Source organism: Streptomyces mobaraensis NBRC 13819 = DSM 40847, assembly GCF_017916255.1.
Lineage (GTDB): Bacteria > Actinomycetota > Actinomycetes > Streptomycetales > Streptomycetaceae > Streptomyces > Streptomyces mobaraensis.
On sequence record NZ_CP072827.1, the window covers coordinates 2,664,108 to 2,684,865 of the forward strand.

At 74.5% G+C, this 20,758-nt stretch carries 17 protein-coding genes; 6 read left to right on the top strand and 11 right to left on the bottom strand.

What is annotated here, in order from left to right; translation table 11 throughout:
- Window positions 1-294 precede the first annotated feature (294 nt).
- The 5 genes from J7W19_RS11130 to J7W19_RS11150 all read right to left on the bottom strand — a co-directional run bounded on the left by J7W19_RS11130 (window position 295) and on the right by J7W19_RS11150 (window position 5,855).
- Entirely contained in the window at window positions 295-681 is a 387-nt protein-coding gene (locus tag J7W19_RS11130; RefSeq protein ID WP_004942969.1) for a hypothetical protein, read from the bottom strand.
- Window positions 682-1,199: 518 nt separating this feature from the next.
- Window positions 1,200-3,104, bottom strand: a complete 1,905-nt coding sequence (locus J7W19_RS11135) for a sigma-70 family RNA polymerase sigma factor (protein WP_004942971.1) — start codon at window positions 3,102-3,104, stop codon at window positions 1,200-1,202.
- A gap of 141 nt (window positions 3,105-3,245) precedes the next feature.
- Entirely contained in the window at window positions 3,246-3,593 is a 348-nt protein-coding gene (locus tag J7W19_RS11140; protein WP_004942974.1) for a VOC family protein, read from the bottom strand.
- 94 nt (window positions 3,594-3,687) lie between these two features.
- On the bottom strand, window positions 3,688-5,322 hold the full coding sequence (locus J7W19_RS11145) for a PH domain-containing protein (RefSeq protein ID WP_004942976.1): 1,635 nt from the start codon (window positions 5,320-5,322) through the stop codon (window positions 3,688-3,690).
- Window positions 5,319-5,855 (bottom strand): PH domain-containing protein, encoded by a 537-nt coding sequence (locus tag J7W19_RS11150; protein WP_004942978.1) that lies wholly within the window; start codon window positions 5,853-5,855, stop codon window positions 5,319-5,321. Before J7W19_RS11150 ends, J7W19_RS11145 begins: the two co-directional genes overlap by 4 nt.
- A gap of 100 nt (window positions 5,856-5,955) precedes the next feature.
- Between J7W19_RS11150 and J7W19_RS11155 the strand changes: the two genes are divergently transcribed.
- Together J7W19_RS11155 and J7W19_RS11160 are read left to right on the top strand one after the other, a co-directional pair.
- The gene (locus J7W19_RS11155; protein WP_004942980.1) at window positions 5,956-6,603 is read left to right on the top strand and encodes a TetR/AcrR family transcriptional regulator; all 648 of its coding nucleotides are present in this window, start codon (window positions 5,956-5,958) and stop codon (window positions 6,601-6,603) included.
- A gap of 195 nt (window positions 6,604-6,798) precedes the next feature.
- The gene (locus J7W19_RS11160) at window positions 6,799-7,788 is read left to right on the top strand and encodes a serine/threonine dehydratase (RefSeq protein WP_004942982.1); all 990 of its coding nucleotides are present in this window, start codon (window positions 6,799-6,801) and stop codon (window positions 7,786-7,788) included.
- Between the two features lie 472 nt (window positions 7,789-8,260).
- Here the strand turns inward: J7W19_RS11160 and J7W19_RS11165 are convergent, their stop codons facing one another.
- Together J7W19_RS11165 and J7W19_RS11170 are read right to left on the bottom strand one after the other, a co-directional pair.
- Window positions 8,261-10,384, bottom strand: coding sequence for an FUSC family protein (locus tag J7W19_RS11165; RefSeq protein ID WP_004942984.1), 2,124 nt, complete (start codon window positions 10,382-10,384; stop codon window positions 8,261-8,263).
- A 76-nt stretch (window positions 10,385-10,460) separates the two neighbouring features.
- Window positions 10,461-11,675 (bottom strand): PucR family transcriptional regulator, encoded by a 1,215-nt coding sequence (locus J7W19_RS11170; RefSeq protein WP_004942986.1) that lies wholly within the window; start codon window positions 11,673-11,675, stop codon window positions 10,461-10,463.
- Window positions 11,676-11,888: 213 nt separating this feature from the next.
- On the opposite strand from J7W19_RS11170, the gene J7W19_RS32865 reads away from it, so the two are divergent.
- From J7W19_RS32865 to J7W19_RS11185, 3 genes are read left to right on the top strand one after another with little or no spacing between them, the layout of a single operon-like run.
- A complete protein-coding gene (locus tag J7W19_RS32865) occupies window positions 11,889-12,641 on the top strand; it encodes a hypothetical protein (RefSeq protein ID WP_233478089.1) in 753 nt (250 codons plus the stop codon).
- Between the two features lie 23 nt (window positions 12,642-12,664).
- Window positions 12,665-13,969 (top strand): sensor histidine kinase, encoded by a 1,305-nt coding sequence (locus J7W19_RS11180; RefSeq protein WP_004942989.1) that lies wholly within the window; start codon window positions 12,665-12,667, stop codon window positions 13,967-13,969.
- Window positions 13,966-14,652, top strand: a complete 687-nt coding sequence (locus tag J7W19_RS11185; protein ID WP_004942992.1) for a response regulator — start codon at window positions 13,966-13,968, stop codon at window positions 14,650-14,652. Before J7W19_RS11180 ends, J7W19_RS11185 begins: the two co-directional genes overlap by 4 nt.
- Here J7W19_RS11185 and J7W19_RS33815 read toward each other — a convergent pair.
- On the bottom strand, window positions 14,621-15,127 hold the full coding sequence (locus J7W19_RS33815; RefSeq protein WP_411848832.1) for a helix-turn-helix transcriptional regulator: 507 nt from the start codon (window positions 15,125-15,127) through the stop codon (window positions 14,621-14,623). The genes J7W19_RS11185 and J7W19_RS33815 overlap by 32 nt on opposite strands.
- 379 nt (window positions 15,128-15,506) lie before the next feature.
- Between J7W19_RS33815 and J7W19_RS11195 the strand changes: the two genes are divergently transcribed.
- Window positions 15,507-16,208: an esterase/lipase family protein gene (locus J7W19_RS11195; RefSeq protein ID WP_004942995.1), complete on the top strand. Its 702-nt coding sequence runs from the start codon at window positions 15,507-15,509 to the stop codon at window positions 16,206-16,208.
- A 62-nt stretch (window positions 16,209-16,270) separates the two neighbouring features.
- Here the strand turns inward: J7W19_RS11195 and J7W19_RS11200 are convergent, their stop codons facing one another.
- The 3 genes from J7W19_RS11200 to iolB all read right to left on the bottom strand — a co-directional run bounded on the left by J7W19_RS11200 (window position 16,271) and on the right by iolB (window position 20,599).
- Window positions 16,271-17,776 carry a CoA-acylating methylmalonate-semialdehyde dehydrogenase gene (locus tag J7W19_RS11200; RefSeq protein WP_004942997.1) on the bottom strand — a complete coding sequence of 502 codons (1,506 nt, stop codon included), beginning with the start codon at window positions 17,774-17,776 and terminating at the stop codon, window positions 16,271-16,273.
- A 67-nt stretch (window positions 17,777-17,843) separates the two neighbouring features.
- Complete coding sequence (gene iolD / locus J7W19_RS11205; RefSeq protein ID WP_004943000.1) at window positions 17,844-19,727, bottom strand: 3D-(3,5/4)-trihydroxycyclohexane-1,2-dione acylhydrolase (decyclizing); 1,884 nt, start codon at window positions 19,725-19,727, stop codon at window positions 17,844-17,846.
- Window positions 19,724-20,599: a 5-deoxy-glucuronate isomerase gene (gene iolB / locus J7W19_RS11210; protein WP_004943001.1), complete on the bottom strand. Its 876-nt coding sequence runs from the start codon at window positions 20,597-20,599 to the stop codon at window positions 19,724-19,726. The genes iolD and iolB overlap by 4 nt, the downstream gene beginning before the upstream one ends.
- Window positions 20,600-20,758: the final 159 nt, after the last annotated feature.

Here is a 20,758-nt window from a genome sequence, read left to right on the forward strand (position 1 = left end):
AGCAAGTGAGTAAAAAACCGGGCCTGACTGGCTAAAACACCAGGTGGCGCCCTGCGGTCCCCGCGTGCGCGGGGGTGGCCCCGGCCGCCGGCCCAGGAACCGCCGGGTCCCGCCGTGGTCCCCGCGTGCGCGGGGGTGGTCCCAGCCCAGGAGCCTGCTCCGGGTCACGGACGACATGGTCCCGCCCGCGCGAGGCCAGCAAGTCGGCGCCGCCGCCCGGCCCTCGGATCCAGCAGGCAGGCGGCGGCACCCTGCGCGGTCGCGGGCACGTGCCCGCGACCGCACCGCGATCGACTACTTCAGCGCCGCGTCAGCCGTGCTGGAGACGCCCGACGTGGCGGACTGAGCCGTGGAGTTGGCCGTGTCCTTCAGGGCGGTCACCGGGCCCGGCTCAGGGGTGGAGGGGGCGGAGGAGCCGGAAGACGGCGGCTGCTCCTCCGAGGAGGACGAGCTGGACGAGCCGCCCTTGGGGTCGTACTTGTAGGTGTCGGTGACCTTGTGCTCCTTGGTGATCTGCCCCGGGGCCGGGGAGACGATCGCCACGGGCAGGGAGCCCAGGCCGTGGCCCTCGTGGTGGCGGCCGTGGTGGTCGTCCGCCATGGCCGTACCGGCCTGGCCAAGCACCATGCCACCGGCCAGCAGGGCCAGCGCCACGCCAACAACGCGGTTGCGCATCGACATCTTCGGATCTCCTTGGGAGAGGGGGGACGGTGACGCCGCCCCGAGACGGAAGCGGCGCCGTGTGCTCGGCGGGGCACTGCGGTGTTCCCGGGCCGGACGTGGCCCGTGCCACCGGGGGTCGGATAAATGGCACGGGCCACCGGCCGGGAAGGCCGCCCCTGCCGAGGCAGCAGAGAACTATCGGTGTGATCAGCAGCCCGTCAAAACATCCGACCGGAAAGCCGCACCCACACGTCGAACATCTCAGTGAGTGGTGAACGACCATTCCCAGCACCGTCGTTGTCGACGCCTCTCCTACGTCCCGTACGTCACTTCAAACGCGCGCCGCACCCCCCGATGCGGTGACCCGCATCCGTCCCTCCTGACGGCTGCCACCTGAACGGAGGACGATTTCCCGCCGACCGCTCCACTCCCCGTATCGGCAGCGCCCGCGCGTCATCGAGTTGACCACCCGCCCACATCTCGGCGCCGTGGAACGCGTCGGGGCATGGGCGGGGAGGTCACGCGGTGGCGAAACGTCACCGCGCCCCGAAGACCTGCGTCCAACGCGGGCCGCCGGGCGCGTTGTTGATGCCGACGCCTATCTCGTCGAACGAGCAGTTGAGTATGTTCGCCCGATGCCCGGAGCTGTGCATCCAGGTGTCCATCACGGAGGCGGGGGTCTGCTGGCCGTACGCGATGTTCTCGCCGTACGTGCTCCACCGGTAGCCGACGGCGGTGATGCGGTCGCCGGGGCCCTTGCCGTCCGGGTTGGTGTGGTCGAAGAAGTTGCGGGCGGCCATGTCGTCGGAGTGGCCCTGGGCGGCCTGGGTGAGCAGCGCGTTGAGGCGTACGGGCGAGCAGCCGGCCTTGGCGCGCTCGGCGTTGACGATGGCCGTCACCTGCTGCTGGAGCGAACCGCCCACGTCACCCTTGGAGGGGGCGGGAGCCTTGGCGGCCGACCTGGCGGTCGTACGGGCGGAGTCGGACGTCCGCGAGCCGTCCTGCCGCCCTCCGGAACCGGCCCCCGATCCCGAGCCGGAGCCGGAGTCCGATGCAGACGAGGAGGGAGCGGCGGAACGTTCCTGCGTCGCCGTCTCCTCCTTGCCCGCCTTCTCCTTGTCCTTGCTCTTATCCCCTTCCTTCCCCTTGTCCTTCTTCTCCTTCTTGTCGTCCTTGCCGTCCTTCGTGGCCTTCGCCGAGGCGGACGGGCGGGCGCTCGGGGAGGGATCGGCGGTGGCCGCCCGGTCGCCGAGGGGGACCGCCGCGTCGCCGGTGGTGACGCGGGTGCTCGCCTCGGTGCCGGAGGACGAGTCGGAGAAGAACTCCGTCCCCCCGATGATCGCGCCGCCCGCCACGACGGCGAGGGCGGCGGCGCCGATCGCGACCCGCTTGCCCTTCGTGCCGTGCTTCGCCTTCGCCCTGGGGTTGTTCCGCTTCGCGTGGGTCACGCCGTGTTTGCCTTTCGTCGTCATCGGGTTCGCCGGATGGCTGTGCTGCTGCGCGGTGTTCGTGGTGCCGCCGCCGCCGACGCGAGTGTCGTGAGCGGTGCGCGGTGCGCCGGCCCCCTGGCCGGAGAGCCCGCCGGCGTCCGGGCCGGGCACGTCCCCGTACCCGCCCGGGCGCACGGCGGCCACCGCCTCCGTCCGCAGCACGGTGGCGCTGCCCCACCAGTCGAGGAGGGCCCCGGCGACGGGGACCAGGCCGAAACCGACCAGCAGCCCCTCGGCCGGGACGAGCGACGTCCACGCGCCGCCGCAGGCGCCGCACCCGCGCGCGTGGCGGGCGACGCGCTTGCGCCAGAGGGCGGAGGGGGTGCCGTCCCACGTCGCGACGAGCCCGTCGAGAGCCGGGCAGCGCGGCGAGGCGCCGAGGGCGCGGACGACACCGCGGGCCGTGTCGAGCCGCTCCTTGATGCGCTGGACGCGGACGGCGGTGTGCTGCGGCGTGAGGCCGAGCGCGGCGGCGACCTCGGCGCGGGTCAGTTCGCCGGCGGCCTCCAGCCACCACAGGGAGAGCACCTCGCGCTCTCCCTCGTCCAGCCAGCGCGTGGCCTCGGCGACCTCCTTGCGCTGGCCTTCCAGGCCGAGCCGCTCGATGGTGACGGCGACGAAGTCGGCCGCCGGGTCGGGGACGTCGGCGCCGGTCCCGGGGAGCCCGTCGAGGGGGGTCTCCGGGCGGCGCTCGCGCCAGTGGGTGCGGAGCTGGTTGGTGGTGATCGCCACCAGCCAGGAACGGAAACCGGCCGGGTCGCGCAGCTCCCCCAGCCCGTTGATGACGCGCAGCATCGTCTCCTGCACGACGTCGTCGACGTCCGCGTGCCCGTTGAGGGCGCGGCCGACGATGTTGTAGACGAGCGGCAGGCAGGCGGCGACGAGTTCGTCCTGTGCCGCCGTGTCCCCGGCCCGCGCGGCCTCGACCAGCGCAGCGTTATCGGTTCCCACGCCTCACGCACCTCTCTCCGTTCGCATCCGACACCTGGGAGACGGGGTGCTCCCGACCGGATAACAAAAATTGCAAGATTCTTGCATCACGGGAGAGGGACCGGGTGAGGGCGGGGTGGGTCGGTGTGGGCGCGGCTCGCCTCAGCGGTGGCCGAGGACGTTGACCACCCGGCCGTCGGGGTCGCGGACGAAGAAGCGCCGCACGCCCCACTCCTCGTCCTGCAGGACGTGGACGATCTCCGCGCCGCTGTCCCGCACGGCCGCGTAGGCCGCGTCCACGTCGTCCACCTCGATGCTCAGATCGGGAACGACCGGGGCGGTCTTGTCCCGGGCCATGAAACTGACCTGCGCCGCCGGGTCGGAGGCGGAGGCGAGCGTCATGATCCAGCCGTGGTTCATGACCTCCTCGAAACCCAGGAGGCCGTAGAAATCCCGGTTTTCCTGTACGGACTCGGTCTGGACGTTGGGGACGACGCGACGCACGGCCATCGATGACTCCAGGTGCTCCAGGTGGGGACGGGCTGGTCCTTCCGGCCCCCACAAGTACTACGGCGCGACCGCCCCCGCACTCGTTTTTGGGTCCCTACCGCCCCTCCCCCACCGGCACCAGGAACTCCCGCAGCATCCCGGGGGTCGCCGCGTTCGCGAAGGCCGCCGCCTCCGCGGCCGCCATGTCGCGGATGCGGTACGCCTCCTCGCCGGCCGCGACGGCGGCCGTCGCGGTGACGACGCCGGCGCGCCGGGCGAACGGGGTGCGAGTGAAGGTCCAGGCCAGGACCGCGCCGCGGTCGAGGAGGACCGTGTCGCGGGTGAGGCTGCCGGAACGGATGACAAGCCAGCGGCCGCGGAGGGCGTGGCCGAGGGCGCGGTAGGCGTCGTCGGCGAGGGCGCAGGCCACCGGCGTGGAGACGAGCAGCCAGCCCAGCGCGCAGTACAGGAGCACCGGGGTGAGCAGGGCGCCGAGGACGGCGAGGACGACGGTCGGCGGCAGGACGCACCACAGCAGGACGCGGACGACGCGGCGGCGCCGGGCGACGGGTGGGTGCGGGCGCAGGCCGTCCGTGTCCACGTGTTCGCCGAGGACGCCGGCGCAGACGCGTTCGCCCTCGGAGCGGGGGGCGGGCGGGAGGAGGGTGCTGCGTTTGCGGTTCTCCTCGCGGTCGCCGAGTCCGCCGGCGACGGCGCGTACGGTCGCGCCGCCGCCGGTGCGGAGGAGCAGCGGTTCGCGGAGGACGACGCCGCGCAGGCGGGCGCGTTCGATGGAGACGGACCGGGTGGTGAGCAGGCCGTGGCGGACGCGGAGGGTGTCCGCGTCCGTCCGCTCCAGCCGGTACCGCCACCACGTCTCGGCGTAGAGGACGACGGACCCGATCGTGCCGAGGACGGTGACGGCGAGGATGAGGAGGGGGACGGTGACCCAGAGGGCGCTGTTGCCGAACTCGTCGAACGCGCGCCGGACGAAGCCGATCCGCCACGGTTCGACGCCCATCCCGTCGAGCACCCGCCAGACCGCGCCGGCGGCCGCGAGGACGCCGCCGAACACCCAGAAGGTAAGCGGCGCGTACCGCAGCCAGCGGGGGTCGGCGGTCGACAGGACGGGGTCGTCGGCGTCCGTTCGCCCGGCGCGGGCGAGGAGTTCGGCGCGCAGCCGTTCCGCGTCGGCGCGGGACAGGGCGTCCAGCGACACCTGACCGTGCCCGCCGGTGCCGGCACGCAGCACGACGAGGCCGAGGGCGCGCTGGACGGGGTGAGCGGTGAGGTCGACGTTGCGGACGCGGTGCAGGGGGACGGACCTGGTGCGCCGGGTGAGCAGGCCGGTGCGGAGTTCGAGCGCGTCCGCGGTGACGCGGTAGTGGGTGCGGAGCCAGGAGAGGGAGCCGAGGGCGGTGAGCGTCGCGAAGACGACCGCGACGACCGCGAGGCTGATCCATACGCGGGCGCCGGGGCGGCCTCCGGTGGCGAGCACGGCGAGGACGAAGGAGCCGAGGGGGGCGCCGAGCCAGGAGCAGTGGGAGAGAAGGGTGCGGGGGGACGGGCGGTGCCACGTGTCGGTGGCGGGGGGTGAGGAGGGGGGCGTGTCGCGGGCGACGTGGCGGCCTGAGGGGCGGGCGCCTGGGGCCGGTGTGTGGGGGTGGGGCGTAGGGGGGTGGGGCGTACCGCCGTCGTGCCCGCCGGGGTTCCCCTGCCGCCACCGTCCGTGGTCTCCGTCGTGCCTCATGCCGCGTCCTCCCGGACGTGGCGGACGGCACGGCCGACGTGTTCCGCCATCCTCCGGGCGTCGTCCTGCGCCAAGCCGGCGATCTTCAGGGCACCCGCCGTGGAGGCGGTGGTGACGACGACGGTGGCGAGTCCGTAGCGGCGCTGGAGCGGGCCGATCGCCGTGTCCACGGTCTGCACCCGCGAGAGCGGCGCGATCCGGCTGCGCTGCCAGAACCAGCCGTTCGCCGTGTAGACGGCGGTCTCGCCGACCTCCCAGGCGTGGATCCGGTAGCGCCAGGCGGGCATGGCGAGTTGGTAACCGAGCGCGGGCGCGACGAGCACGACCGCGAGGAGGGGGACGAGCCAGGGCAGGGCACCGGGGAAGAAGAGCACCGACAGCACGAGCAGCGTCGCCGCCGTCAGGAGCAGCGGACCGCTGACGGTCAGCAGCGCCTGCACCGCCCACCAGCGGCGGGCCCGGGGGTCGACGCGGTGGCGCGGTGGCCGGAGGGTGACGGGCGGGCCGTCTCCGGCCGTGCCTGCGGTGTGCATGGAATGCCCCCTGGGACCGGGACCTTTCCAGGTCAGTCGTTTCAGGTCAGTCGTATTGAGACGTCACCGGTAAGGTATGGCAATACGACCGACTTGTAAAATGGAGGTGACCGTCGCGGTGCCGAAGCGGGTGGATCACGAGGAACGCCGACGCCTGATCGCCGAGGCGCTCTGGCGCATCGCGAGCTCGCGCGGGCTGGAGGGCGCGAGCCTGCGCGACGTCGCCGCCGAGGCGGGCATCTCGCTGGGGCAGTTGCAGCACTACTTCTCGGGCAAGGACGAGATGCTCGTCTTCGCGCTGGAGCACATCACCGTTCTGGCGGAGGCGCGGATCCGGGAGCGGATCATGGCCCTGTGGAGACCCGGGGGCGGCTCCGGGGCCGGCTCCGACGGTCCCTCCCCCCGGACCGTCCTGCGCGAGTGCGCCGCCGAGATGCTGCCCCTGGACGAGGTGACCCGTACCGGACTCCTCGTCGGCATCGCCTACTTCGTCCGCGCCATCAACGACGAGCGCATCCGGCGCCACGCCAAGGAGGGGCAGCCGAAGCTGCGCGCCTTCTTCGCCGAACAGTTCCGGGAGGCCGTCGAGCGGGGGGAGGCGGTGCCGGGGCTGGATCCGGAGATGGAGGCGATGCTGCTGATCGCTTTGACGGACGGGTTGACGAGTTCCGCGTTGATGGAGGTGATCACGCCGGGGGAGGCGATGGAGTTGGTGGATCGGCATTTGGGGCGGTTGTTCGTGCGGTGAGTTTTGGTGTCGGCGGGGGTGCCCCGGACCCTCCCCCAGAGGAGGCACCCCCATTTCACCGTTTCCGCGGGGGGTGCCCCGCGCCCCCTTCACGCGTACGCGGCCGGGGGTCCGCTGCCGACTCCCACGCGCCGGAGCCCGTCCGGGCCGTCCAAGTCAGAATGGCCCTACCGAACCACCCCCGGGAGGGACGAAGTGCACCGACTCACCTACGGCGACATCGAGTCCGCCGGTCGCCGGATCGCCGGGCGCGTCCGCCCGGTCGCCCTGGCACCGGCGGACCCCGACGCGGCCGACCCGGCCGGGCAGCCCTGCGAGCTGTGGCTGGCGCTGGAGTTCATGCAGCACACCGGCTCGTTCAAGGCCCGCGGTGCCCTCAACTTCCTCCAGGCCCACCTCGACGCCGGCTCCCTCCCCGACGCCGGGGTCACCATCGCGTCCGGCGGCAACGCCGGGCTGGCCTGCGCCTGGGCCGCCCGGCGGCAGGGCGTGCGCGCCACGGTCTTCCTGCCCGCCAACGCGCCGGCGGTGAAGGTCGCCAGACTGCGCGGGTACGGGGCCGAGGTGCGGCTCGTCGGCGACGAGTACGCCGAAGCGGCTTCCGCCTGCGCGGAGTTCGCGGCGACGACCGGGGCGCTCGCCTCGCACGCCTACGACCATCCGCTGATCGCCGCCGGTGCCGGCACCCTGCTGGACGAGATCCGCCACCGGATCCCCGACCTGGACACCGTGGTCGTGGCGGTGGGCGGCGGCGGCCTGTTCGCAGGAGTCGCCACCGCGGCCCGGGAGCACGGCATCCGCACGGTCGCCGTGGAACCGGAGCACTCCCGCGCCCTCGCCGCCGCCCTCGCCGCCGGACGCCCCGTCGACGTCCCGATCGACTCCGTCGCCGCCGACTCCCTCGGCGCCCGACGCGCCTCCGCTCTCGCCCTCCAGGCGGCGCAAGGGGGCGACGTCCACTCCGTCTTCGTCCCGGACAGCGAAATCGTCCGCGCCCGGCAGGGGTTGTGGGACGAACGCCGCATCGCCGTCGAACACGGCGGGGCAACGGCGCTGGCGGCGATGACGGCGGGGGAGGCGGACTCCGACCGTTACGGATACCGGCCGGGGGAAGGCGAGAAGGTGTGCGTGGTCCTGTGCGGCGCCAATACGGATCCCGCTACGCTCGCGGGACTGGCGGGCTGACTGTCGCGGGGCGACGGCTCTGTGGGCGGGCCACCGCGTTGCCGGTAGCGACTGGGGTTGCCTGGCAACTGCCGCCGAACGGAGGGGGGTAGAGGATGCCCGGCAAGTCCGCTTTGCCGGTTTCCGTGGAAGCGAATAAAAACGCCACCCCCTACGGATAAACCCGCAGGTCGCGCTGTGTGGTCCCCGCGCACGCGGGGGTGGTCCGAGAACTCGGCCGTCACGTCCCGCGGATACCAGGTGGTCCCCGCGCACGCGGGGGTGACCCCGGGCCGAAGGACCGCGCGCTGTGTGACATCACGCGTTCCCCGCCCCACGCGGGGATGGTCCCGCCTCTCGCATGCGCTCAGCCACAGTGTCCTCGTGCTCCCCGCGATGCGGGGGTGACCCCGGCACTCCGGCGCTCGACACGACCGTCGGAAGGAACGCCGTTACCCCGGCCCATCCCAGGCGCCAACACCAGCACCACCCCTCACCCCGCCCTCCGAGCCGCCCTGTTCCTCCCGCCCGGCCCCGGCGACAGCGCAGCCGCGAGCTCATCCAGGGCATCCGTCAGGAGCTCAGCTCCCCGCACCGTCACCCCCGTGTCCCCCTCCTCCGCGGCCCAAGCCGCCGCCCGCAGCCTCAGCGGCGTCCAGTCCAGGGGGCGGCGCTCACGCAGCGCCTCGACCGCGTCCGGCAGCAGCTCGCGCAGCGTGGCCGCGAAAGCCGCGGCCCCGGGAGACGGCGGAGCGTCCGGCTCCGGCAGGTGGGCTTCCATGAGCATGGTGACGCGGCCCATCGTCGCCAGGGCGGACTCCGCCGCCCGTTCGGCGCTGCGGGAGAGGCCGCGGTGGCGGACGGGTTCCTTCTGGGCTCGTTCGGCCGTGTCCTCCCATTCGCGCCTCGCCGCGCGCGCGTCCAGCAGCGCCTCGCGGACGTGGCGGGGGCTGCGGCCGGCCGGTTCCGCGTGGGCGGTGAGGACGGCGAGGGTGTACTCGCCGTTGGCGCGCAGCCATTCGGCGAGGCGGTCGCGGAGGCGGCGGGTCTCCCAGACGGGGAACAGGGCGTACGCCGCCATCGCCAGCAGCCCGCCCAGCAGCGTCAGCGCCACCCGCGCCTGGACCGTCTGCGACCAGCCCTCCCCCACCACCCCCAGCAGGAACACCACATACCCGCCGATACACGCCGACGCCACGATGTAGCCGGTCCCCGTGAACAGGTACAGCAGCCCGACGCAGATCACCGCCAGTGCGGCGCACACGTACGGGTCCGGGTGCAGCAACGCCGTGATGGCCGCGCCCGCCAGGACGCCCACCACCGTGCCGACGAAGCGGGCCACGCCCCGCGAGTACGTCTGCGCGAAGTCCGGGCGCATGATCATCACGGAGGCCATGGGGGCCCAGTAGCCGTGTCCCCACGGCAGCGCCGTGCCCACCACGTACCCGAGGCTCGCCACCGCCGACACGCGGACCGCGTGCCGGCCGATCGGCGACGACCAGCGCGCCTCCCGCCGTACCGCCCGGACGGCGAGCGGGATCAGCCGCTGGACGGTCGGGCGGAGGAGGTGGCGGTACGGCTCCGGCGGGCGGTCCACGGGCGGGGTGTCCGTCGCGCGGCGCGCCTGCCGGACCGGCTCGTCGCTGCCCTCGACCGCGTCGCCGAGCAGGGCGATCAGCCGGTACGCGGAACGGCGCGCCGGGCCCGTGAGTATCGGGCCGGACTCCGGCACCCGGAGCACGTCCAGCGCCTCGGGCGGCAGCCGGACGGGGCCGCCCCGGCGGACCGAGCGGGCGACCGCGTCGAGGACGGTCGCGGCCGCGCCCAGCAGGTCGCGGACGCGGTCGCGTTCCGGGCCCTCGGGCGGCGCGCCGACGACCGGGTCGGCGAGCGCCGCCAGCACCGGACGGAGTCGTTCCGCGAGTCCGCGCGGACCGCCGAGCTGGCGCGGGCGGTTACGGGCCTGACGCGGCGTGACCGCGGCGGCGCTGCGCGCCTCCATCAGCGGCTGCGGATCGAAGTGCGCCACCGGGTCGTGCCGCAGCCGGCGCGCGTAGTCCGCCTCGGCGGCCAGCGCGTCGGCGAGCGCGTCCCGTTGCCGCCCCCACGGCCTGATCGGGAACACCACGATGAGCAGCGCCTGCACCAGGCCGCCGACCGCGATCAGCCCGGCGTGCTCGGCGGCCCCGGCGACGGACGTCGGCAGGGTGACGGTGATCAGCATCACCGCGACCGTCTGCGTGGCCACCAGCCCCGACACCGGCCCGACCGCCCACGCCATCCCCGCCAGCAGCGTCCAGGCGGCCAGCAGCAGGAGGAACAGGACGTGGCTATAGGCCGCCAGGTAGCCCAGGAACGTGCTGGCGGCCAGCCCGACCGCCACCCCCAGCGCCAGCACCGGCCGCGGCCGCCAGCTGCGCTGGAACGTCGCGAGGCCGGCGGCGAAGGCGCCGAACGCGGAGGAGACGGCGAGGGCGGGGCTGCCGAAGGTGAGCATGAGGGCCATGACGATCGCCACACCCGCCGTGCTGCGGACGGCCAGGAGGGGTTCCGGGGCCGCCCGCTCGATCGTCAGGCCGGCGCGGGCCGTGTCCTTGAGGGCGCTCAACCAGGGCATGATCTTGAGCTTACGTTCCGGCGGAGAATTCGGAAGGGCGGGTTCCGGGGGGCGCGTCCGCTCCCGCTCGGCAGCCTCAGCTCCCCCCGCCCCCCAGCGCCTCCTCCGGCAGCACCCGCAGGGCCCGCAGCGCGGCGCCCAAGTCGGCGACCGCGCGCGGATCCTGCAGCGACCGGCCGGTCAGCTCCTCCAGCCTGCGCAGCCGGTAGCGCACCGTGTTCGGGTGGCAGTACAGCCGGCGCCCGGTCTCCGCCGCCGACCCGCCCGCCGCGAACCACCGTTCCAGCGTGCCGAGGAGCCGCTCGCGCTCGTCCGCCGGCAGGGCCAGCACCTCGTCGAACACGGTCCTCGCGATGTGCCCGGCCTCCGCCGGCGCCGCCGCGACCAGCATCGCGAGCGGATCGTCGTCGAAGTGGACGACCCCGGCCCCGGCCCTGGGCAGCGCGGCCAGCGCCAGCCGCGCGTACCGCAGGGCCTGCGGGGTGTCCCGCAGCGAGTCGTACGGCGGGCTGACGCCCACGCGCGCCTCGCTCCGCGCCAGGATCGCCAGCGCCGCGGACCGGACGTCCGGCAGCAGCACCGACATCACCCCGATCTGCTGCCCCGGCAGCAGCCGCCAGGCGGACGGCACCCGGCCGGCCCGCAGCGTCGCCTCGATCCGGGGCAGCGCCGAACGGCCCGGCGCGGGGACGTCGGCGGCCACGACGATGAACGGCCCGCTGCCCGGCAGCCCCAGCGCGCGGGCCGCCTCCCACATCGTGCTCCGGTCGGTGATCGCGCCCGTCAGCAGTGCCTCCACCAGGGCCGACCGCTCGTGCTCCCGCTGGGCCGCGAGCTCCGCGGCCGTCTCCCGGTACGCCGCGGCCATCGCGTCGGAGTACGCGCCGGCCAGCCGCCAGACCTCCGACGACAGGGTCAGCAGCGTGTCACTGGTGATGTCGTGCGCCCGGCGGGCCTCGGCGGCCAGCTCCGCCCACAGCAGCTCGAAGCCGATCCGGAAGGCGTGCAGCGTACCGGCCAGCGGCACGTCCTGGAGGGCCCGTTCCCGTCCGGTCTCCCGCGCCGACGACAGGTCCGCGGGCCCGGCCCGGCCCGCCAGGCACAGCAGCGGAAGCCGGAGGTTCTCCACGCACGACCGGTGCAACGGCGCGTCGGGAAGCAGGCGTTCGTCCCCGTACGGCTCGACCTCGGCCCGCACCCGGCGCGCCAGCAGCCCGCCCAGGGCGGAGACCCGCTCCAGCAGGGTTTGCGCCACCGGGACGATCTCCTCGCTCGGCGCCGGCCGGTTCATCCGCGCAGCGTACTGCGGGGTCCGCTGTGCGCGGGGACAAGGCGGCGGGCTCCGGGCTGTGCGCCACACCATGCCCAGCGCCGCGCGAGAACGACCGCGCGGAAGCGACCACGGGCAACCGGCCGCAAGCCAGGCCGTACGACCACGGTCCGACCCGCAAGTGTGGACCACGCTCCGACGACGCGGCACGCGCGCCGGCGGCATCGTTCCCCCATGACCCCCATGACCCCCATGACCGCCGCTCCTCCGCCGACCGCCACTCCCCGCCCCGCCTTTCCGGGCCGCTGGGTGGGCGGCGCCTCCCTCGTCCTCGGCCCTCTGCTGCTGCTCACCGGCGTACTGCTGCGCCTGCGCTTCGACTTCTTCTTCCCCGCCCAACTGGGCGCCTACGAACATCATCCGCACCTCATGACGGCCTCGTACGGCTGTGTGTCCGCCGGGTGGGTGCTGCTCTGGCCGGGAGTCGCGCTGCTCGCCGCCCGGATCGGGGAGAGGTCCCCGGAACTCGCCCTGTGGGGCGGCGTACTGACCGTCCTCGGCCTCTTCGCCCGCACGTTCCACGCCGGCGTGGACCACCTGGCCTTCCGGCTGGCGGACGTCCAGGGTGCGGCGTCGGCGACGCGGACGGTGAGCGAGACCTACGGCGCGTTCCACATCTTCAGCACGCTCAACGCGGCCGTCATGGGGGGCTGGCTCCTGCTGGCCGTCGGCGCCTGCCGCTCCCGTGTGCTGGGGCCGCTGCGCGCGGTGGCTTTGGCTGCCGCGTCGGCGATGCCGCTGGGGGTACTGAAGGGCACGACCCCGCTGTCGGTCGCCGCGGCCGCGGGCCTCTGCGCCGCGCTCGTCCCCCTCGGCGTGGCCGCGTTGCGCGAGGGGCCGGCCCCACGGGCGGCCGCGGTCTCCGGAAGGCTCCTCCTGACGGTCGCCGCGGGTACCGCGATGTACTTCTTCGGACAGGCCGGATGAACGGGCGTCGGTATCGTCGGACGATGCGCGGACCGAAGTGGCACCTGCGGACAGGCCCCCACCTGCTGGCGATCGACGCCTGTGTGGCGGCCGTCGTGACGGCCGGGTACGCGGCCCTGGCCGGCCAGAACGCCTCGGACGGCCTGCCGGGGTTCTCCGGCCCGTGGTGGCTGGGCCTGCCGGTGGCCGCCGGCGTCGGCGCACCCCTGGCCGTCCGGCGCCTGTGGCCCCTGCCCGTCCTGGCCGTGGTGCTGGGCGCCTCGGCGACGGCGACCCTGCTCGACATCACCCGCGACCCCTACGTCTCCGTGGCCCTGGCCGGCTACGCGGTGGCGCTCACCGAGCCGGTCCGCCGGGCCTGGCCGGCGTTCGTCCTGACCCTCACCGTCTCGGCGGCCGCGGTCGTCACCGGGGAGGCGGTCCTGACGCCCTCCGGACCGTGGACGGAGGCCGCCGGAAAGGCTGTCCTCGTCTGGCTGGCCGTCGGGGCGGCGTGGACCGCCGGCCGGGTCGTCCGGGCGCGGCGGGCCCGGGCGGCCCGGAGGGACCGCCGCCTCGCGGAGGAGGCCCTGGCCGAGGAACGCCTGCGCATCGCCAGGGAGCTGCACGACATCGTCTCGCACAGCCTCAGCGTGATCGTCGTCAAGGCGGCGGTCGCCGACCATGTGGCCGAGGCGCGCCCCGAGGAGACGCGCGACGCGGTCCGGGCGATCGAGCAGACCGGCCGGGAGGCGCTCACCGAGATGCGCCGCGCCCTGGGCGTGCTCCGCGGCGACACCCCCGGACGGCATCCACGGGCACCCGGCTCGGCGGAGACGGCTCCCCCGCCCGGCCTGGACGACCTGCCGGACCTCGTCCGGCGCGCCGAGCGGGCGGGGATCCGCACCGAACTCCGTACGCGGCCGGCCGCCGGCCTCCCGGCGGGGACGGCGCTGACCGTCTACCGGATCGTGCAGGAGTCGCTGACGAACGTGGTCAAGCACGCCGGCAACGGGACGCGCTGCCAGGTGGCGGTCACCGTCGACTCGGACGGAGGCGTGCGCGTGGAGGTGGCGGACGACGGGGCCGGGGACGCGGTCGCGTCCGAGCGGGCGGAACTTCCGGGCGGTCACGGGCTGGTGGGGATGCGCGAACGCGTGATGATGTACGGCGGGGTGCTGGCCGCCGGGCCGCGGCCCGGCGGCGGGTTCGCCGTGTCGGCCCGTCTCCCGCCCACGGCCGCGCCCGCGTCCACGCCCGCGCCGGAACACGAACACGTAACCGCACCCGCACCCGCACCCGCACCCGCACCCAGCATGCCCCCCGGCCTGGAGGAGAGAACCGCGTGACCGAACCGATCCGGGTACTCGTCGCCGACGACCAGCCCCTGCTCAGAGCCAGCTTCCGGGTGCTCATCGACACCACCCCCGGGCTGACCGCGGCGGGCGAGGCCGGCACCGGGGCCGAAGCCGTCGAGAGCGCCCGGCGGCTCCGCCCGGACGTGGTGCTGATGGACATCAGGATGCCCGGCATGGACGGCATCGAGGCGACCCGGCACATCGCCGGCTCCCCCGAGACCGCCGGGACGCACGTGCTCATCCTCACCACCTTCGACCTCGACGCGTACGTGTACGGCGCGCTGCGTGCCGGGGCGGCGGGTTTCCTCCTCAAGGACACCTCTCCCGACGTGTTGTTGGCGGGCGTTCGCACGGTCGCCGCCGGGGAGTCCCTGCTCGCCCCGTCGGTCACCCGCCGTCTGATCGCCGAGTTCGCGCGTCTTCCCCATCCGCGCCATGCGCCGGACCCCTCCCTGGAGGACCTGACGGAGCGCGAGCGCGAGGTCCTCGTGCTCGTGGCGCGCGGCCTCTCCAACGCCGACATCTCCGCGTACCTCCACCTCAGCAACGGCACCGTCAAGACCCACATCGGCCGGCTGCTGAGCAAGCTGCGCGCACGGGACCGCGCGCAACTGGTGATCAGCGCCTACGAGTCGGGGCTCGTCAGCGCCGCGCCTCGGCCGGCCGGGGGCTGAGCGGGATCAGCGCGTGCACCAGCTGGACGCGTGAGCGGATGCCCAGCGCCGCGAAGACGTTCCGCAGGTGGTGGTCGACGGTGCGGTGGCTGAGGGCGAGGACGGCGGCGACCTCCCGGTTGGTGAGGCCCTCGGCGACGTGCCGCGCCACCCGCAGCTGCTGCGGCGTCAGCGCGGACAGCGGACCCGGGGCGACGGCGGCCACCTCCCGAGCGTCAAGAGCCATCTCCCGGGCCTCAAGAGCAACTTCCCGAACCTCTGGAGCCACCTCCCGGGCCTCAGCCACCTCCCGAACCTCAAGAGCGGCCGCCCGGGCCTCCAGCTCCGCCGCCCGGCGCGTCAGCCCGGCGCACCGGGCGTGACCGGCCGCGGCCGACAGCCGGGCGGCGCGGGCGGCGCCGTCCTCCGCCCGGTCCGCCGCCCGTGCGAGGGCGGCTGAGCAGCGCAGGTGCAGTCGCTGTACGGGATCGCGCACGGTTCGTCCCTCCTGGTGCCGACGGGTCCGGGCGGACGGCGGCTCCGTGCCCGGGCAGCGAGGAAGTTACCGGCCGGTCAGCCTCTCCGACAGGGGAGCGGCACGCGCGCCCGGCGGCGCGGCCCGCCCGGCCCGGAGGCCCGCGGGCGCCGGGGTCCCTGGTGGCGAGGGGGTCGGCGACGCGCCCGTGGGCCGCTGTTGTCCGGCCGTCCGGTTCCACGGCGGCACGCTTTGTCCGTGGCGACAACCCGTCGGAACACCGGTGGTTTCACCGATGCGCGGACACCCACCGCGACCGCATGCTCCCCGCAGCCGGACGTCCCGGCCGCCGTCGGCACCCGCCGCTCCCGGCGCCGGTCCCACCCTCGGAGGTACGCACATGAAGCGCAGGATCGTCGGCACGTTCGTCGCGGCGGCCACCGCGACGGCCACCGCGGCCGCTTCCCTCGTGGCCGGGGGCACGGCCACGGCCGCCCAGCCGGCCGCGCACCGGGCGCCGGTCGTCTTCGTCCACGGCTACCTGGGGTCGGATCCCATCTGGGCGCCGGCGAAGGCCGCGTTCCTCGCCAACGGCTACCGGAGTGACGAGCTCTTCGGCTTCGTCTACGACTACAACACGTCCAACGAGACCAGCGCCCGCGGCCTGGCCGCCTTCGTCGAGAAGGTGAAGAAGGACACCGGGGCGCCGAAGGTCGACATCGTGAACCACTCCATGGGCGGCATGGTCTCCATGTGGTACGTCAAGGAGCTCGGCGGCTCGTCGAGCGTCGGCCACGTCGCCTCGCTCGCCGGCGCCCACCACGGCACGGACGTCGCGGCGCTGTGCACCGTCATGTCGCCGTCCTGCGAGGAGATGAAACCGGGTTCGGCCTTCCTCAAGAGACTGGCCTCCGGCGACGAGACGCCCGGCGACACCCGGTACCGGACCTGGTACTCGCCGTGTGACGGCGTCATCAGCCCGTTCTTCAGCACCCGGCTGAGCGGCGCGGAGAACACACTGGTCCCCTGCGTCAACCACGTCGCGTTCCTCACGGACGGCGGCGTGCTGTCCCAGGTGGCCGCCTTCACGAAGGGGGAGTGAGACCGCGCGCGGTTCCTAGAGGCCGGCCCGCACCCCCCGGGTGCGGGCCGCCCTCCGGGAACCTACTTGTGGCTCGGGAACCCCAGATCCACCCCGCCGTCCTCCGGGTCCGGCCAGCGCGTCGTCACGACCTTGCCCCGCGTATAGAAGTGGACGCCGTCGTTCCCGTAGATGTGGTGGTCGCCGAAGAGCGAGTCCTTCCAGCCGCCGAACGAGTGGTAGCCCACCGGCACGGGGATCGGCACGTTCACGCCGACCATCCCCGCCTGCACCTCCAGTTGGAAGCGGCGGGCGGCCCCGCCGTCGCGGGTGAAGACGGCGGTGCCGTTGCCCCAGGGGGAGGCGTTGATCAGGGCGACCCCCTCCTCGTACGTCTCCGCGCGCAGCACGCACAGCACCGGGCCGAAGATCTCGTCGCGGTAGGCGTCCGACTCCGGGGACACCTTGTCGAGCAGCGACAGGCCGATCCAGTGGCCCTTCTCGTACCCCTCGACCGTGAAACCGGTGCCGTCGAGGACGACGTCCGCGCCCTGCGCCGCCGCGCCCGCCACGTACGAGGCGACGCGGTCGCGGTGCTCGGCGGTGATCAGCGGGCCCATCTCGGACGTGGGGTCGGAACCCGGCCCGATCTTGATCTTCTCGGCCCGGTCGCGGATCTTCGCGACCAGCGCGTCGCCCGTGTCGCCGACCGCCACCACGGCCGACACCGCCATGCAGCGCTCCCCCGCCGAGCCGTACGCGGCCGACACCGCGGCGTCGGCGGCGGCGTCCAGGTCGGCGTCGGGCAGGACGAGCATGTGGTTCTTGGCGCCGCCGAGCGCCTGGACGCGCTTGCCGTGCGCGGAGGCGGTGGCGTGGATGTGCCGGGCGATCGGGGTCGAGCCGACGAACGAGACGGCGGCGACGTCGGGGTGCTCCAGCAGCCGCTCCACCGCCACCCGGTCGCCGTTGACGACGTTGAGGACACCCTCCGGAAGCCCCGCCTCCGCGGCCAGTTCGGCCAGCAGCAGCGCCGCCGACGGGTCCTTCTCGCTCGGCTTGAGCACGAACGTGTTCCCGCACGCGATCGCCAGCGGGAACATCCACATCGGCACCATCGCCGGGAAGTTGAACGGCGTGATGCCCGCGACCACGCCCAGCGGCTGCCGGATCGCGGCGACGTCCACCCGGTTGGACACCTGGGTGGACAGCTCGCCCTTGAGCTGGGTCGTGATGCCACAGGCCAGTTCCACGATCTCCAGGCCGCGCGCGACCTCGCCCAGCGCGTCCGCGTGCACCTTGCCGTGCTCGGCCGTGATCAGCCGGGCCAGCTCCTCGCGGCGCGCGTCGAGCAACGCGCGGTAGGCGAACAGGACGGACGTGCGGGTGGCCAGCGAGGACGTCCCCCACGAGGCGTACGCGTCCTTCGCCGCCGCCACCGCGGCGTCCACCTCCTCGGCCGACGCCAGCGCGACCCGGGTGGTCACCTCGCCCGTCGCCGGGTCGGTCACCGGCCCGTACGCGCCCGAGGCGCCCTCGACGGCCCGGCCGCCGATCCAGTGGCCGACGGTCCTCGTTTCCGACGTCATCTCCACGTCTCCTTCTTCGTCTTCGGGCGTCCCTCGACAAACCGATCCGGCCCGGTCCCGACGCGCCTCACAGATGGCGGCGGCGCCCCGCGGCCCCCCGCTCGTACTCCTCCAGGGCCCGCACGGCGGCCGGGCGGGTCGCGGTGCGGGCGACGGGCACATCCCACCACGCCTGGGCGGGCGGCGCGCCCGGCACACTGTCGGGCGTCGCGGTCTCCACGTGGACACATGTGGGCCGCGTCGCCGCCCGCGCCGCCGCCAGCGCCTCGTCCAGCTCCCCGGCGGTGCGGACGCGGAGGACGTCGAGCCCGAGGGAGGCGGCGTTGGCGGCGAGGTCGACCGGCAGCGGGTCGCCGGTGTACGTGCCGTCGGGCGCCAACTCCCGGTACGCCGTGCCGAATCCCTCGGCCCCCACCGCCCGCGAGAGACCGCCGATCGACGCGTAGCCGTGGTTCTGGAGGATCACCACCTTGATGTCCAGCCCCTCCTGCACCGCCGTCACCAGCTCCGTCGGCATCATCAGGTACGTGCCGTCGCCCACCAGCGCCCACACCGGGCCGCGGCCCGCCAGCCGGACGCCGATCGCGGCCGGGATCTCGTAGCCCATGCAGGAGTAGCCGTACTCGACGTGGTAGTCGCCGCCGCGCGGGCGCCACAGCCTGTGCAGGTCGCCGGGGAGCGAGCCGGCCGCGTTGACCAGCACGTCCGTCCCGTCGGCGAGGCGGTCGAGCGCGCCGAGGACCTGGGCCTGGGTCGGGCGGGCGGACGGGTCCGGGGGCGGCGCGAAGGCCCGTTCCACCTCCCGGTCCCACGCCGCGCGCCCCTCGGCGTACTCCCGCGCGTACTCGTCCGGCACCCGGTACCCCTCCAGCTCCCCCGCCAGTGCCTCCAGCCCCGCCCGCGCGTCGGCCGTCACGGCGAGGCCGGCGAGCTTGTGGGCGTCGGCGGACGAGAGGTTGAGGTTGACGAAGCGGACGCCGGGGGCGGCGAAGAGGGTGGACGAGGCGGTGGTGAAGTCCGTGTAGCGGGTGCCGACGCCGACGACCACGTCCGCCGTCCGGCCCAGCGCGTCGGCGACGGCCGTACCGGTGTGCCCGATGCCGCCGACGTCGGTGGGCGTCTCGTGGTGCACGGCTCCCTTGCCGGACTGGGTGAAGGCCATCGGGATGCCGGTGGTCTCGGAGAGCGCGCGCAGCGCCGCCTCGGCGCCGCTGTGCCGGACCCCGCCGCCGCAGACCAGCAGCGGTCGCCGGGCCGACCGGATGACGTCCGCCGCCTCCGCGACGGCCGCCGGGTCAGGGGCCGGCCGGCGGACGTGCCAGACCCGGTCGGCGAAGAACTCCTCGGGCCAGTCGTGCGCCTCCGCCTGCACGTCCTGCGGCAGGGCGAGGGTCACCGCGCCCGTCTCCACCGGGTCCGCGAGCACCCGCATCGCCTGGAGCGCGGCCGGAACGAGCGCCTCGGGCCGGGTGATCCGGTCGAACCACCGCGACACCGGCCGCAGGCAGTCGTTGACGGACACGTCCCCGGCGCCCGGGTGTTCGAGCTGCTGGAGGACGGGGTCGGCGGGCCGGGTCGCGAACGTGTCGCCCGGGAGCAGGAGCACGGGCAGGTGGTTGACGGTGGCGAGGGCGGCGCCGGTGACGAGGTTGGTGGCACCCGGGCCGATGGAGGTGGTGACGGCGTGCGTGGACAGCCGGTCCGCGGTCCGGGCGTGGCCGACGGCCGCGTGGACCATCGCCTGTTCGTTGCGCCCCTGGTGGAACGGCATCCGGTCGCGGCCGGTCTCCAGCAGCGCCTGCCCGACGCCGGCGACGTTGCCGTGCCCGAAGATGCCCCAGCAGGCGGCGATCAGGCGGCGGCGCTCGCCGTCCCGTTCGGTGTACTGGTGGGCCAGGAACTCCACGAGGGCTTGGGCGACGGTCAGCCGTCGGGTCCCTGAAGTCTTCATCGGGCGTCTCCCGCCGGGTAGAACGGCAGCCGGGGGTCGGCCGGCTGCCGGGGCCAGGTGGCGCGGATCCAGGCGTGGTCGGGGTGGTCGCGGATCAGCCACTCCCGGGGGCCGGGGCCCGCCATGACGTTGAGGTAGTACATCGGGTGGCCGGGCGCGGCGACGGACGGGCCGTGCCAGCCGTCGGGGATCAGCACCGCGTCGCCGGTGCGGACCTCCGCGAGGACATCGGTTCCCCCGGCGCGGGAGGGCGACACCCGCTGGTAGCCGAGACCGGGTTCGCCGCCGGGGCCCGGGGCGATCTCGAAGTAGTAGATCTCCTCCAGCCGGGACTCCTCCCCCGGCCGGTCCTCGTCGTGCTTGTGCGGCGGGTACGAGGACCAGTTGCCGCCCGGGGTGAGGACCTCGACGGCGATCAGCCGGTCGCAGGCGAACACGTCCGCCGCCGCGAAGTTGTTGACCTGCCGCGAACAGCCGCCCGCGCCGCGCAGTTCGACGGGGACGGCCGGGGCGGGCCCGTACCGGGCCGGGAAGCGGTGCTCGCACCGCGCCCCGGCGAGCGCGAACCGCCCGCCGGCGGGTGCGGTGACGGTGACGCGGGCGTCCCGTGGGACGTACGCGAAGTCGGTGACGGCCGTGAACACACTGTCCCGCCCGCGGAGCGTGAACGTCCCCCCGTCGAGGACGCGGACCGTGCAGCCGCCCGCCAGCGGCAGCACGATCCACTCGCTGCCGCCGGTGGCGAAGGCGTGGCTGCCGCCGGGCGGGAGGCTGAGGACCCGCAGCGACGACCGGTCCCAGCCGGCGCGGGCGGGATCGACGTCGAGGGAGTAGGGGCCGCGGGCGGCGCTGCCGGCGGGGAGGTGGGTCATGGCGCGGGCTCCTGCGGGGTCTGGGGCGGGGCCGGGCGGGATCTGGTGGGATCTGGCGGGATCTGGCGAGGCGGTATCGGGCGGGACGGGATCGAGCGGGGCGGGATCGGGCGGAACGGGCCGGGTGGAGCGAGGGCCTGGGTGTTCCCGGCCTCCCCT